14 protein-coding genes are annotated in these 14,533 nt (G+C 58.5%); 1 reads left to right on the forward strand and 13 read right to left on the reverse strand.

Annotation, left to right across the window (positions count from 1 at the left end):
- Positions 1–19: 19 nt before the first annotated feature.
- The 13 genes from ACR0EK_RS05210 to ACR0EK_RS05270 form a co-directional block, all read right to left on the reverse strand.
- A complete protein-coding gene (locus ACR0EK_RS05210; protein ID WP_480506186.1) occupies positions 20–1,657 on the reverse strand; it encodes an ABC transporter ATP-binding protein in 1,638 nt (545 codons plus the stop codon).
- A complete protein-coding gene (locus ACR0EK_RS05215) occupies positions 1,654–2,469 on the reverse strand; it encodes an ABC transporter permease (protein WP_267364877.1) in 816 nt (271 codons plus the stop codon). The genes ACR0EK_RS05210 and ACR0EK_RS05215 overlap by 4 nt, the downstream gene beginning before the upstream one ends.
- The gene (locus ACR0EK_RS05220; protein WP_209504642.1) at positions 2,469–3,425 is read right to left on the reverse strand and encodes an ABC transporter permease; all 957 of its coding nucleotides are present in this window, start codon (positions 3,423–3,425) and stop codon (positions 2,469–2,471) included. The genes ACR0EK_RS05215 and ACR0EK_RS05220 overlap by 1 nt, the downstream gene beginning before the upstream one ends.
- Before the next feature lie 15 nt (positions 3,426–3,440).
- Positions 3,441–5,024 (reverse strand): ABC transporter substrate-binding protein, encoded by a 1,584-nt coding sequence (locus ACR0EK_RS05225; protein ID WP_267364865.1) that lies wholly within the window; start codon positions 5,022–5,024, stop codon positions 3,441–3,443.
- Between the two features lie 234 nt (positions 5,025–5,258).
- Complete coding sequence (locus ACR0EK_RS05230) at positions 5,259–6,362, reverse strand: glycerate kinase type-2 family protein (RefSeq protein ID WP_480967642.1); 1,104 nt, start codon at positions 6,360–6,362, stop codon at positions 5,259–5,261.
- The gene (gene dtd / locus ACR0EK_RS05235; protein WP_480831460.1) at positions 6,362–6,799 is read right to left on the reverse strand and encodes a D-aminoacyl-tRNA deacylase; all 438 of its coding nucleotides are present in this window, start codon (positions 6,797–6,799) and stop codon (positions 6,362–6,364) included. Before dtd ends, ACR0EK_RS05230 begins: the two co-directional genes overlap by 1 nt.
- Positions 6,800–6,841: 42 nt before the next feature.
- Entirely contained in the window at positions 6,842–7,510 is a 669-nt protein-coding gene (locus ACR0EK_RS05240) for a nitroreductase (protein WP_480899499.1), read from the reverse strand.
- A gap of 65 nt (positions 7,511–7,575) precedes the next feature.
- Complete coding sequence (locus ACR0EK_RS05245) at positions 7,576–8,679, reverse strand: TFIIB-type zinc finger domain-containing protein (RefSeq protein WP_480506191.1); 1,104 nt, start codon at positions 8,677–8,679, stop codon at positions 7,576–7,578.
- Between the two features lie 47 nt (positions 8,680–8,726).
- Positions 8,727–9,872 carry an SPFH domain-containing protein gene (locus tag ACR0EK_RS05250; protein WP_480506192.1) on the reverse strand — a complete coding sequence of 382 codons (1,146 nt, stop codon included), beginning with the start codon at positions 9,870–9,872 and terminating at the stop codon, positions 8,727–8,729.
- 22 nt (positions 9,873–9,894) lie between these two features.
- Complete coding sequence (locus tag ACR0EK_RS05255) at positions 9,895–10,815, reverse strand: DUF2927 domain-containing protein (RefSeq protein WP_480967680.1); 921 nt, start codon at positions 10,813–10,815, stop codon at positions 9,895–9,897.
- A gap of 49 nt (positions 10,816–10,864) precedes the next feature.
- Positions 10,865–12,055 (reverse strand): toxic anion resistance protein, encoded by a 1,191-nt coding sequence (locus ACR0EK_RS05260; RefSeq protein WP_209504635.1) that lies wholly within the window; start codon positions 12,053–12,055, stop codon positions 10,865–10,867.
- A 30-nt stretch (positions 12,056–12,085) separates the two neighbouring features.
- Positions 12,086–13,000, reverse strand: a complete 915-nt coding sequence (locus ACR0EK_RS05265) for a 5-bromo-4-chloroindolyl phosphate hydrolysis family protein (RefSeq protein ID WP_480967643.1) — start codon at positions 12,998–13,000, stop codon at positions 12,086–12,088.
- A 175-nt stretch (positions 13,001–13,175) separates the two neighbouring features.
- On the reverse strand, positions 13,176–13,991 hold the full coding sequence (locus tag ACR0EK_RS05270) for a pseudouridine synthase (protein WP_480967644.1): 816 nt from the start codon (positions 13,989–13,991) through the stop codon (positions 13,176–13,178).
- A 61-nt stretch (positions 13,992–14,052) separates the two neighbouring features.
- On the opposite strand from ACR0EK_RS05270, the gene ACR0EK_RS05275 reads away from it, so the two are divergent.
- Positions 14,053–14,511, forward strand: a complete 459-nt coding sequence (locus ACR0EK_RS05275) for a nucleoside deaminase (RefSeq protein WP_480869736.1) — start codon at positions 14,053–14,055, stop codon at positions 14,509–14,511.
- Positions 14,512–14,533: the final 22 nt, after the last annotated feature.

Consider the following 14,533-nt stretch of genomic DNA (forward strand, 5'->3'; position numbering starts at 1 on the left):
GATGTTACAGGCGCAGAGATCAGTTCCCCGCGCTTTCCATTTTGCGATGGGCAACGACCTCTTCCAGCCAGCCCAGATGCATCTCGGGCACCGAGCTCAGCAGAAGGTCTGTATAGTCGTCGAATGGCGGGCTGAGCACCTGGCTCTTTGGGCCATAGCGCGCCACGCGTCCCTGATACATCACCGCAATGCTGTCGCTGATCGCCCGAACCGTCGCCAGATCGTGGGTGATAAACAGGTAGGCCACATCCTCGATCTTCTGCAAATCCAGCAGCAGCTTGAGGATACCGTCCGCCACAAGCGGGTCGAGTGCCGATGTCACCTCGTCACAAATGATCATCTTGGGCTTGGCCGCCAAAGACCGCGCGATACACACGCGTTGCTTCTGGCCACCGGACAACTCGGCTGGGTAACGGTCGATGAACTTCTCGCCCAACTCGATCTCGTCCAGCAACTCGACAACCCGTTTGCGTTTTTCGGCACCGCGCATGTTGAAGTAGAACTCCAGCGGGCGCCCGATGATCGTGCCGACGGTCTGGCGCGGGTTCATTGCCACGTCAGCCATCTGATAGATCATCTGCAACTCGCGCAGGTCCTCGCGGGATCGTCCGGCAAGATCAGGCGAAAGCTTGCGTCCGGCAAACGTAATCTCGCCATCGCGCGGCGGCAACAGGCCGGTGATCACCCGGGCGAGTGTCGACTTACCAGAACCGGATTCGCCCACAACTGCCAGCGTCTGCCCCGGATGAAGCTCGACATTGACGTTGTGCAGCACGTCGAAATTCAATCCCTTGTAGCGCGCGGTGATACCGTCAACGCTCAACAGTGGTTCCGCTGTGGGCTGTTTTTCTTCGTGCTCGATCGAACGGACCGAGACCAGAGCTTGCGTGTACTCTTCCTGCGGGTTGTTGATGATCTGATCGGTTGACCCGTATTCAACCGTATTTCCCATCCGCAGAACCATGATTTCGTCGCTGACCTGCGCCACGACCGCAAGGTCGTGCGTGATGTAAAGAGCAGCAACACCGGTATCGCGAATGGCTTCTTTGATCGCCATCAGCACGTCGATCTGCGTGGTCACGTCCAGCGCCGTGGTAGGTTCATCGAACACCACCAGATCGGGTTCGGGGCACAGCGCCAGCGCAGTCATGCATCGCTGCAACTGTCCGCCTGAAACCTGGTGCGGGTAGCGGTCACCGATATTATCCGGGTCGGGTAGGCCTAGTTTGGCGAACAGTTCCCGCGCGCGGCCTTCGGCCTCTCTTCGCGAAAACTTCTTGTGCTCGACCGCAGCTTCGACAACCTGATCCATGATCTTCTTGGCCGGGTTGAACGACGCGGCAGCGGATTGCGACACATACGCAACCTCACCCCCGCGCAGGTTGCGGATATCGCCATGTGACGATTTCAGGATATCGCGCCCATTTACCCAAACCTCGCCGCCGGTGATTTCAACACCACCCCGGCCATAGGCCATGGAAGCGAGGCCGATGGTGGACTTACCGGCACCGGATTCTCCGATCAGCCCCAGCACCTTGCCGCGTTCGAGGTCAAAACTGACCCCGTGCACGATTTCGATGTCATGGGGTTTTTCACCCGGTGGATAGACCGTTGCACCGATCTTGAGGTCACGGACCTTGAGAAGGGTATCACTCATCCCCGGCCTCCTTTCAGCGATGTGGTTCGGTTCAGGATCCAGTCAGCCACAAGGTTGACCGAGATCGCGAGCGTCGCGATGGCAACAGCCGGGTACAAAGCTGCGCCAATGCCATACACGATGCCATCCTTGTTCTCTTTCACGATGCCGCCCCAGTCGGCCAGCGGGGGCTGGACGCCCAGCCCCAGAAACGAAAGGGTCGAGATGAAGAGGACCATAAAGATGAACCGCAGCCCGAACTCGGCCACCAGCGGTGACAGGGCGTTCGGCAGGATTTCACGGAAGATGATCCAGGCACGGCCTTCGCCGCGCAATTTGGCGGCCTCGACATAATCCATCACGTTGATGTCGACAGCAACCGATCGCGACAGGCGATACGGGCGTGTCGCGTCCAGAAGGCCCATCACCAGGATCAGGATCGGGACCGTCACCGGGACGATGGCAAGAATGACAAGTGCCAGGATCAGCGTCGGGATCGACATGACCAGGTCAACCGCCCGGCTGAGAACCTGATCAGCCCAACCGCCCAGAACCGCAGCCAGCAAACCCAGCGACGTGCCGGTTACAAAGCTGAGGATCGTAGCCGCAGCCGCAATGAAGATCGTCGTGCGCCCGCCGTAGATCATGCGTGTGAGCAGATCCCGTCCAATATTGTCTGTGCCCAACAGATGTTCTGCGCTTGATGGCTCCCACACATCGCCAACCACTTCGGCCATACCGTAGGGCGCAATAAGCGGTGCAGCCAAGGCGACAAAGAAATAGAGACCTGTGAACAACAGACCGATCATTGCCGAAATTGGAATATTTTTCATCATTTCGGATGCCTCAGTCTTGGGTTGGCCAGGATCGATACGATATCGGCCACCATGTTCAGCCCGATATAGACGGCGGCAAAGACCACACCACACGCCAGTACGACCGGCACGTCACGTTTGGTCACCGAGTCCACCAGGTATTGCCCCATGCCGGGATAAACGAACACCACTTCGACCACGACAACGCCCACGACCAGATAGGCCAGGTTCAGCATCACCACGTTTACAATGGGCGAGATCGCGTTCGGAAAGGCGTGTCGCGCAATGACCTGAAAGTTTGACAACCCCTTCAGTTCCGCCGTTTCGATATAGGCCGACTGCATCAGGTTGAGGATCGCCGCGCGGGTCATGCGCATCATCTGCGCCAAGACCACCAGCGTCAGCACGAAAGCGGGCAACGCGATCGCATTGAGTTTTTGCCCGAATGACATCGAGTCGTTGATCATCGCAAGCGAGGAAAACCAGCCCAGCTTTACCGAGACATAGTAGATCACCACATAACCGATCAGAAATTCGGGGATCGAAACCGTTGTCAATGTGATGGCAGAGATCAGCTTGTCTGGCCAGCGGTTGCGGTAGCGGACTGCCAGCAGGCCCAGAAAGATGGCAAGGGGAACCGAAACCACGGCCGCGGCGCATGCCAGAAACAATGTGTTGCCCAACCGTTTGCCAATGCTTTCAGCAATGTCGAGCTTGTTGGTCAGGGACTGACCCAGATCACCCTGAACGATACCGCCCAGCCATTCGAAATAGCGGGTCAGGGCAGGCCGGTTCAGGCCCATTTCTTCGCGCAGGTTTGCAAGGGCCTCGGGGGTTGCGGACTGCCCCAGGACGGCTTGCGCTGCGTCTCCGGGAAGGGCTTCGGTCAGGCCAAAAATCAGGGCCGAAGCGCCAAACAGCAATAGGAGTCCCAGCGCTAAGCGCTGGGAAACCAGTTTGATGATAGGATGCATGATCCGTGGCCTGCTTTACGCGAACCACAACTTGCGCGACACCTGGCCGTTCATCATCTCGCCGTTGGGATCTTCTTCCCAGCCTGCCAGAACATTGCTGGATGCATCGACGAAGTTGTTGAACATCGGGCAGATCAGGCCACCTTCATCGCGGACCATTTGGCCCATCTGACTGTAAATACCTTTTCGTTTCTCCGTGTCCAACTCGGCACGGGCCGCGAAAAGCATGTCATCAAAGGCTTGAACTTTGAAGCGTGTGTCGTTCCAGTCTGCGGTTGACAGGTATGCGGTTGCATACATCTGGTCCTGCACCGGACGGCCACCCCAATACGAGGCGCAGAAGGGTTGTACGTTCCAGACCTCGGACCAGTAGCCGTCATTGGGCTCGCGCTTGATTTCCAGTGGGATGCCAGCCTGAGCGGCCGTCTGTTGGAACAGTGCCGCAGCGTCTACTGCGCCAGGGAAGGCCCCGTCTGCTACTCGAAGGATGATCGGCGATCCGTCGTGGCCCGAGTTTTTGTAGTGCTCGGCCGCTTTTTCAACGCTGAACTCGCGCTGGGCGATGGAGGCGTCGAACAACGGGTAGGCCGCGTTTACCGGCATGTCATTCCCGACCGATCCATAGCCGCGCAGAACCTTGTCCACCAGTTCTTGCCGGTTGATGGCATATTTCAAAGCCAAACGCAGTTCGTTGCTGTCGAACGGCGCGGTGTCGCAATGCATGATGAACACATAATGGCCACGACCCGGAGTTGAGTTCACGGTGATATTGGGTGCACGACCCAGCAGGTCGGCAACTTTGGGCTCGATCCGGTTCGCAAGATGGACCTGACCACCTTGCAGCGCGGCTGTCCGGGCGGTTGCGTCGTTGATCACCACGTTTTCGACACTGTCGAAATGCGCGTCATCGTTCCAATAGTTCGCAAACTTGGTGAACACGTGGCGGATCCCAGGTTCATCGACCTCAAGCTGATAGGGGCCAGTACTGATACCCGCCGCGGGATTGTCGATGCCACCATCAGGCTGAATGACCAGGTGGTAATCCGACATCAGATAGGGCAGGTCTGCGTTCGCCTCGACCAGCGTCACTTGGAAAGTGTCGCCATCTGCCTTCATGGACTCGATGCCCTTCATGACGCCCAGAGCACCAGACTTGGAGTCCTCGTTCGAGTGACGCTGCATGGTTTTCAGCACGTCTTCGCTGGTCAAGGTCTTGCCGTTGTGGAATTCGACACCCTGACGCAACTTGAAAGTCCAAACCTTGGCATCTGCGCTGCCTTCGACGCTTTCCGCCAGACGAGGCTCGATCGAGCCATCAGGCGCGACCTCAACCAGCGTGTCGCCAAAGTGACGGCCGTTCATATATGGGACCGAGCTGGCATAGGTTGCCGGGTCCAGTGAGTTTGTGGATTCACCGCCAAACAGACCCAGCTTCAGGTCACCACCCTTTTTCGGGCCAGCAGCCCGAGCGGCGTCTGCGAACATTGTGCTGGCCATCGCAGCCGAAACACCCAGCGCCGCGGCTTTCCCCATGAATTCGCGGCGGGTCATTTTTCCGGCTGTGACCTGACCGGCCATATGCGTGATTTGTTCGTTCATCGAGTATTCTCCCTATCGAGTGGTTTTAACCCTTTTCGGGTTTTTGTTGACGCATGAGTCAACGTTGACTTATTTCGGCGGACCGGGCAAGGATATTTCTCCTTGATGCCGAAGGCCGAAGCGCAAGTAACTTTGTTTGGCGCGATGCCCTTTCCACAAGAATATTATGATACAGTTCTGTTTCAGGCCAGTTTCCGGGCCTTTACGGTCTGGGGTGGTGTGATATGCGTCAGTTCATCCACGTATTGCGACAACCAAGTCCATGACATTGGTGCCAGTTGGCCCGGTTGTCAGCAAGGCTTGGGCTTTGTCCAAAAACGACCCGCTGTCAGCATTTATAAGCGCAGTCATCCCGCTGTCGTTCCATGTTGCACCGGTAATGATTCCCCCTGCCGCATTGGTCGGTCCGTCTGTGCCGTCCGTTCCGCCGACAACAACTGTCAGGTTTGACTGCCCGGCAATCTCCTGCGCCAGCGCAAGTGCCAGTGCCTGGTTTCGTCCACCGCGCCCTGGGTGATCCGGCAAGACCACAGTCGGTTCCCCACCGAAGACCATCACGCCTTTTTCCATTCCGCGCAGCAGTTGGCCAAGATGTGCGGCGACCTTCAGATAGTCATCATGCAGCGCCTCTTCATTGGCCCAAACCTTTAGCCCAGCTGCTTCGGCGGCTTGCACAACCGCATTGCGGGCATGGGCGTTTGAGGCCACGATCCGAGTGGTGGCCCCAAATGTGTGGCTGGAAGGCAAAGCGCCGATACCCGATCCAATGACATTGAGGTCGTCGCCCGGTACATCCGAGATGGCCAGAACGGTCGCGCGCGCGCCCGCAAAGTGCGACAGTAACCCCCCGCCTTTGATGCGGGACAGTTTGCGCCGCTCAGCGTTCATCGCACCGATATCCATCCCCTCTGAAAGCAACTTGCGGTTCAATGCTTCGAGATCGCTCAGTGATTTTCCGGGCAAAAGGTCTTCGGCCAGCGAAGATGCGCCACCCGACACCAGAAGCAGCACATGTGATCCGGGGTCCATCTGTTCCAGCGCCTTACGCAGAGCACGCCCGCCTTCAAGGCTGCGGTTGTCCGGAACCGGGTGCGAAGCTTCGATCACCTCGACAGTGTCCGGCAAGTCACGGCCGTGATCGTCCTTGGTCACAACAAGCGTGGGAACCGTGCCGAACCGCGCCAAGGCCGCCCGTGCCATGGCGGCGGCGGGCTTGCCTACGGCCAGAATACGGTCCGGTTTCGGGATGTCGTGCAGGGCGGCCTCGGTGGCGGTGTATCCATCAACGGCCTCAACCCCGGCGCGCCAAAGTTGAACGGCTTGCTTTTCAGTATCCATCAAGTCTCCACCCAGATTGTGACCGGTCCGTCGTTGACAAGTTCAACGGCCATGTCGGCCCCGAATTGTCCAGTTTCCACCGCTACACCTTGCGCAGCAAGGTGGTCTGCGAAGGTGTTATACAGATGCTCGCCCAGTTCGGGCGGTGCTGCAGTTGAAAACCCCGGCCTGTTACCGCTTGTTGTATCTGCCGCCAATGTAAACTGGCTGATCACCAAGGCTGACCCTTTTACATCCAGAAGCGAGCGGTTCATCTTGCCCGCGTCGTCCTTGAAGATCCTGAGTCTGGCGGTTTTCCGGGCCAGTTTTTCAGCCTGAGCCTCATCGTCCCCCTGCATGGCGCAGACAAGAATCAAAAGCCCCGGACCGGATGCGCCAATGACGTTGCCATCGACCGATACTTTGGCTTGCGAAACTCTTTGCAGCAACGCGCGCACGTGGTTCCCCCCTCTTGGCGATTATCTTGCCTGAGCGATGGTTTAGCCGCGCCAGTCGACAAAGTCACCCAGCGCGGCACGATCTGTGCGAAAGTTATTTGCGGGGTGCTTTCTGTCCGAATACCCAAAGGAAATCGCGCACAGGATCAGGCGGTCTTCCGGGATCCGAAAATATCTGTGCAGGAAAGGGCCATACGCGGCTAATGCGGCCTGAGGAATGGTTGCCACTCCCAACGCCTGCGCTGCCAACGAAAAAGCCGTAACAAACCCTCCGCAATCCATTGCGCCATATGGCCCAAGTTCCGCCGGGCTTGAGACGATGGCGCAATGCGGTGCATCGAACAGAGCGAAATTGCGCATCATTTGTTGGGCCGATCCTGCCCGGTCCCCGCGTTCCACACCGACGGCTTCATAGAGCGCCCAACCGCACGCGCGGCGGCGGTCTTGATAGACGCCGGAGTATGACGCGGGAAACGGAAGATCGGGGGCCGGTACGCCTGTTTCAGCTTCGTTTTGCATCGCAGCACGAAACCTGTCGGTCTCTGCGCCGCTTGTGATTACCAATTGCCACGGCTGCGCGTTACACCAACTTGGGACCCGGGCCGCGCTGGCCACGATTTGTTCGATCTGCTCGTTTGGTACAGGGTCGGGCAGGAAGGCCCGGCAGGAATGGCGATTTTTCAGAAGGTTATTCAGTTCTGCAAATGACACGGGCGCCTCGTTTCTACGTCTCGACACTTAGGATGATCATGCCACGCCAGATGTACAAGAGACCGCTATTGCTGCCCGTTGGCTGCCAGATACCCGACAACCCCGGCTACGAGCAGGCCCAGAATAACGGCAATCGTGATCTTGATGGCTGACCAGGGGCGTTCCCCCTGAACCCGCCCGGTTCGGCCGTTCACCACAAATCGATAGGTTTGCCCGCGATATTTGTATGCCGCCAGCCAGATCGGTAGCAGAATATGCTTGAACGTGACGTCTCGTACCTCGGTGTCTACCGTGTGGATACGCTGCTTGTCGCCCCCAATATCGAAACGAACATCCCGTTCGATCACGCGCGCCATGTGCGCGCGGGCCTCGCTGTAGCCCTCTTTCAATTCGACCGTATACGCTTCGGCGCGAAACCCGGCGAGGTATTCTGGCTGGTAAGGCTCCAGCGCAGGCAGATCCCAAGGCTGCAGCGCGTCGGTGTAAGCCTTGGGCAGCGACTGCGAGGCCAGCACCAGGACGTCATCAAAAAACCGCGCAACACGACCCGATTTGGGCGACCAGCGCACCTTTGGAACCTGCTGCTGAACCCGTTTACCGTCCCGCATCACTGTGTGGGTTTCATAATAGATCACGCCGCGCTCACCACGGTAGGCGGACTTGGTGTCGGCATCAAAGGTCCAGTACGGAACATAGATGCCCTGCATCTTGCGGCCCTTGCGGGCATAGTCCTTCAACCCGTTTGGCGCGAACCATAACCGACCCAGCCAATCGCTCATCGCCTTGTGCGCCTCGCGCTCGTCGAAAGCAAAAGGCAGAACACCCTTTGGCTTGATATGCCGGTTCACGCCGGTGTCAGTTACCACCGGCGTGGCACAGAACGGGCATTCCGCAGCGTGCGTGTTGGGGTCGAATTCAACCTGCGCCGCGCAGTTCGGGCAGGACAGAACGCGCGTCTGTTCCAGCTCGCTGTCAGGCAGACGGTCCGCAATGGCCGCGTCAAAATCCAGTTCGCGCAGGCTGGCACCTTGCCATGGGCCCGATCCGATTGGTTCCGAATGACCACAATGATCACATGTCAGCGTACCATTGCTAGGGCTGAACCGATAATCCGCACCGCATTGCTGGCAGGGAAAGCGGTGCTCTGCAAGGTCAGGGGCGTTTGTCATACGTTACCCAATAGTGTCAGGTCAGATGGAGGAGTCTTGCGCTTCGGTCAGGCCCCCGGCGGCGGTGGCGGCAGAATGGTGAACAGTTGCGCCAGTTCCTGCACGTCACCGGCCTTTTTCCAGCCGTCCTGGCCCGCGGTCCAAACAAAGGTGTCGCGCGTCAGATCACCCTCGCTGGCCATTCGGCCCATCCTGGCTTTGGAGTATGGGCCGCTGGTCTGCCCATCCACGGCGATATGCCAAACATGCTCGACCGGCGGCGGCGGCGGGGCCGCATGAGTTGACGGTCGTGGGGCAGCGGGGGCGGGCGATCCCCACGGGCCGCTTGGCTGGGCCGCTGCCATGTTTGACATCTGCTGTGCCATCGCCATGCCCATTCCCATGCCAAGACCTGCGCCCATGCCACCGCCTTGGCTGGGGTTGCTGGCCGCAGCCGTCATTGCCTCTGCTGCGGAATACTGTGTGAATTTGCCCAGATCTCCGGCCAATCCCATCGAGGTCCGCTTGTCCAATGCGGCCTCGACCGCCGGAGGAAGCGAAATATTCTCGATGTAGAATTCCGGCATCTCCAGCCCATAGCCTTCCAACACCGGGGAAACTTCAGCCGCGATCAATTTGCCCAGATCAGCCGTGTTCGCCGCCATGTCCAATACAGGAATACCTGACCCCGAAATAACGCGGCTGAACTCCTGCACGATGATGTTGCGGACCTGAAAGCTGATCTCGCTCATGGTGAATTCGCCGTCGGTTCCGACGATTTCCACAAGGAACCTGGCCGGGTCTTTGACCCGAACGGTATAGGTACCATAGGCGCGTATGCGTGTCGGCCCGAACTCGGGGTCGCGCAGCATGATCGGGTTCTTGGTCCCCCATTTCAGGTCGTTGAACCGGGTCGTATTGACGAAGTAGATCTCGGACTTGAACGGCGACTGAAAGCCATGATCCCAGTGCTGCAACGTGGTCAGGATCGGCATGTTGTTGGTCTCTAGCATATAGAGACCTGGCGTGAACACATCCGCCAACTGCCCTTCATGCACAAATACGGCCGCCTGACCTTCGCGCACCGTCAGCTTGGCACCGTATTTGATTTCATGGCCTTCACGCTCGAACCGCCAGACCATGGTGTCGCGAGTGTCGTCAACCCAATGGATGACGTCAATGAATTCTCCGGTCAGAAAATCGAATATTCCCATTTGGGTTCTCCTGTCCTTGGGGTCAGAGCGGCTGCCCCATCAATTCCTGGGCAATGACATGCACGATGGGGCGGGCCTGATCGACTGTCACGCCGGGCTCAAGCCGCTTATCATAAAGCATTGTCAGCAGTTTTTCGTCATGGCTCGTCAGCAGGGCAAACTCGTCATCATCATTGAAGATCGATGGGCGCGCTGCCGGGCTGTCGTTCGACAATCCCAGTCCCTGTGCGATTTCTTCGTGGATACAGCTGCGGCGGACCAGATCGGTCAGCTCGGCCCGGATCAACGCAACGGCGCGCACATATTTGTACGGAGACGCCGTTGTCGCCGAGGCAAAAACAAAACAATCGAAATTCGATCTCGGATTTGCGACCAGATCAAGCGAAGCCTGACTGATATTCGGGATCAGCTGTTTCAGTCGGGACACCACATAGGTGCTGTCGTCCTTGCCCGCGAAGAAGACGTGGAAGTTAGCGTTTCGGGAGACCACGGAAATCGGATGATCCGTCAGCCTCGCCAGGCGCGTGGCAAAGGATTGAACCCGTTCCGCATCCTGTTCCCGAACAGCGGGCAGCACGGAAGGCCCAAACTCGGTCTGGATGCGCACCGGCCCCGACCACCGGCTGAGTTGCCCGTCTGTCTGGCGGGAACCGATGGAAACGTTTTGGGTCGGATATTCGCTGTAGAACGCAATCGCTTCGAAATTTCGCGCCAGATCCTGGGCGTCATAAGGCGTATCGGGGCCGCCCCCGTCTGTCCGCAATAACCCCCGGACCAGAAGGTCGCGTTCGACACGCTGGTAAAACCGCGCCAGATCCTGACTTGCGGCAGATGGCGGTACATAGGCATTCGCCGCAACAGAAACAGGCGCCGGGCGCGCTTGTGGTGCAATCGAGGATGTCAGTGTTTCTTCGCAATTGGCCAAAGCCAAAAACGCCGCCATCCCCAACCCCAGTTTCAGATATGTAATATCCCGCACGCCCAGTTCAGCCTCAGCCGGGGACAGCGGTTCCAGCGTTGTCGCCGGTCCCGTCTCGTCGCGCCTTGGCGGACGCCAGAGTGTCGCGCAGTTCCGCTTCCATCTTCTGCAACTCGGCCTCGGCGGCAGCACGTTTGGCTTTTCCTTCATCCGCAATGGCAAGGCTTTCGTTGATGGTGCCGATCAGGTCTGCGTTGGCCTTTTTGACAGCTTCGATATCGAACACGCCGCGTTCCATTTCCTCGCGGATCATCTTGTTCGACTGGCGCAGATTGGCAGCATTCGAAGTCAAAAGCTCGTTGGTCAAATCGTTGGCGTCGCGCACCGCGGCGGCAGCTTCGGCGCTGCGCTGAATGGTGACGGCCTGTGCCAGTTGCGTTTCCCACAGCGGCACGGTGTTCACCAGCGTCGAGTTGATCTTCGTGACCAGCGACTTGTCGTTCTCCTGCACCAGCCGGATCGACGGCAGCGACTGCATCGTGACCTGACGCGTCAGTTTCAGATCGTGCACGCGGCGCTCCAGATCGTCACGCGCGGCGCGCATGTCCCGCAGTTCCTGCGCTTTCATCACCTGTTCTTCTTCTGGCGCGGCCTGAACGGCGGCTTCCCTTTCGGGGATGTCATGGCTGTCCAACTCGGTCAGCTTTTCTTCACCCGCTGCGATGTACAGCGCCAGTTCATCGTAGAAACCCAGAGTTTTTTCATAAAGCAGGTCCAGCGATTTGATGTCCTTGAGCAGTGTATGCTCATGCCCCAGAAGATCGTCGGTTATGCGGTCGATCTGCCCCTGAACTTCTTCGAACTGAGCGGTAAATTTCGCAAATGGCGCGGCCCTGCCCAGCAGCCTTTCCCACCAGCTGCGCTCGCGGCGCACATCCAGTTCACTGACTGAAAAACCGCGGATGGTGGTCACGATATTGCGCAGGCTGTCGCCTGCCGGGCCAACATCCTTGTTGCGCACATCCGCAAGCATGGCTTGACTGATTTCCTGCAATTCGGCCTGAGCGGAAGACCCGAAAGCAACAATCGAATTGGTGTTGCTCATGTCGATCTCGTCCATGCGCTTACGAATCTCGGCACTCACAGGTTCGTCGGCTTCTTCAAGCGAGATTACCTCGGCCTTTGGTTCGGGCAGGGCAACTGCGGTGACTTCCTGCACCAGTGTTTCGGCCTGAGCCGCCTTGTTCTTGATCTCATCGGACATGGGGATGTTCCTCGCTCAAATAATGGCCGGTCAGTCCAACCGGACGCCTTCGCGCTGCAGCCTTTCGCGCAGCACGTCGATTTCGACCGTCAGATCACTGCGGTCATCCAATAGCATTTTCCGCGTACGCGCGGCAAAATTCTGTTCCAGATCATCCAGCAAGGCGACATAGTCTGTCATCGCCTGGGCATCACGGGTCCGGGCGTAAACATCGGCAAACTTGACCGTCGCATCACGCGCGCCCTGTAGATAAACCGTCATGTATTTTCGCGCGCCCGCCAGATCGCGGGGGTCTTCCTCGACCGTTCGAAAAAGGTCACGTGCGGTGTCCTGAAACCGTTCCAAACGGGCTTCGATCCGGCGATCACCCGCGCGTTTGATGGCGTCCGTCATCTCGGAAAGACGGTTTTCCGCATCCTCAACGACCCGGGCAACGCGATCTTGCTGAAAGGTGTCAATTCCTTCCATGCCCTTGTTCTTCATCGGATCAAACCCGAAGGAGGCCGAATGCAGCACGGTTGCTGCCACGCCGAACAAGACAGGGGCAAGCAGGCTGACTTGCGATACCGCTTCAGCATTCAGAAACTCGGTCCGGTAGGACGCAAGACCGGCGCCCAGCCCTGTCAAAAGGCTGGCAAAGATTTTACGCGGAAACGCAGGCCGGCGTGCGGTTTTACGGGCGTTAAACGCGGCTTCGGCCCGCAGACCTTCGCGCAGCAAGAACGCAGCTGCCGTCAGCAGGCCAGCTGCGATCAGACCTATGGTCATGCCAATCGCGCCGTCGTTCAGCGACAGAAATACCAATGGGATGGCCGGTATGAACAGGACATTGGCACGCGCGCCCGCAGGTTCGACCCGCGCGCCATCGAATTGTCCACGGGGCTGAAGAGTGTCGCCGGACGTATCATCCTGAGGGCTGTACTTGCCGCCAAATCGCTTTGCCATGCGTTACAAGCCCCCAAGCACGCCTGTGCACACGCCAAACAAGAGCGCCAGCAATACGGCGTAGGCGAATTTTTGCACTCCGCTTCCGGACATCACGCTCCCCAATTAGCAGCAATCACAGAAAATTTAGGGGATACGCAGGCTTGGCGCTAGGGGGAAGGTTGCCGAACCTGCATCACTTGCGGGGATTCTTGCCGATGGGCGGGCGTTTTCTTTGTGGTCGCGTCGGGCGTTTGGGGGCCGCTTCGGGTTTGGCATCCGAATCCAGCCCAAGTTGATCGCGCATAACGCGGCGGCGGATTTCTTCGACTTCGCCCGGCTTCAGATTGCCCAATTGGAACGGGCCGTAAGAAACCCGCAACAAACGGTTCACATTAAAACCGATATCTTCCATGGCCCGACGGATTTCTCGGTTCTTTCCTTCGCGCAGACCGATGGTCAGCCAGGCATTGGCCCCTTGCTGGCGATCCAGCGTGACGGTCATCGGCTGGAACCGCTCTCCCTCAATCACCAGCCCTTTGCGCAACGGTTCGAAATCTTCGTCTTTCGGGCGGCCGTTTACCCGCACACGGTATTTGCGCAACCAGCCGGTCGCGGGCAGTTCGAGCTTGCGCTTGATAGCACCATCATTAGTCAGCAGCAGCAGACCTTCGGAATTCAGGTCAAGCCGACCAACGCTCATCACCCGAGGCATGTCTTCGGGCAGCTTGTCGAAGATCGTATCGCGCCCTTTTTCGTCGCGGGTTGTCGTAACCAGCCCAGCAGGCTTGTGATACAGCCACAAACGCGAGGGTTCCGGTTCCGAGACCGGTTTGCCGTCGACAATGATCTTGTCTTTTGCCGTCACGTTCAGGGCGGGGCTGTCGATGGTCTTGCCATTCACAGCCACGCGGCCAGCTTCGATCATGCGCTCGGCCTCGCGCCGCGACGCGACGCCAGCGCGGGCCAGGACTTTGGCGATCCGGTCGCCGGGAGGAGGGGTCTTGTTCATGTCTGGGCCATACCCTATCCCGCGCGCTTGCGAAAGGCAGGTTTCTGATGCAGTCAGGGGCATGGTATTCAAATCGCATATGGAACAGGCGCTGCGTGAGGCGCGCGCAGCAGCGGATCGCGGCGAAGTGCCCGTTGGCGCGGTCATTGTCGGGCCGGATGGCTCTGTTGTGGCGCAGGCAGGAAACCGGACGCGTGAGTTGAACGATCCTACTGCGCATGCAGAAATCTTGGCTTTGCGCGCGGCCTGTGCCTATGCCGGATCTGAAAGACTGCCCGGATATGATATCTATGTGACACTGGAACCCTGCGCCATGTGTGCAGCGGCACTGGCGGCCGCGCGCATCCGGCGCGTTTACTATGGGGCGTCCGATCCCAAATCCGGCGGCGTGGCCCATGGCGCGCGGGTTTTTTCCCACCCGCAAGCACATCACAAGCCCGAGGTCTATGACGGCATAGCCGCCAAAGAATGTGAAAACCTGCTGCTGGATTTTTTCGCGGAAAAACGAATAGAAAAATGACCGTGATCTGACAGGACGGCCA

The sequence above is a fragment of the Ruegeria sp. AE4 genome (genome assembly GCF_056542185.1).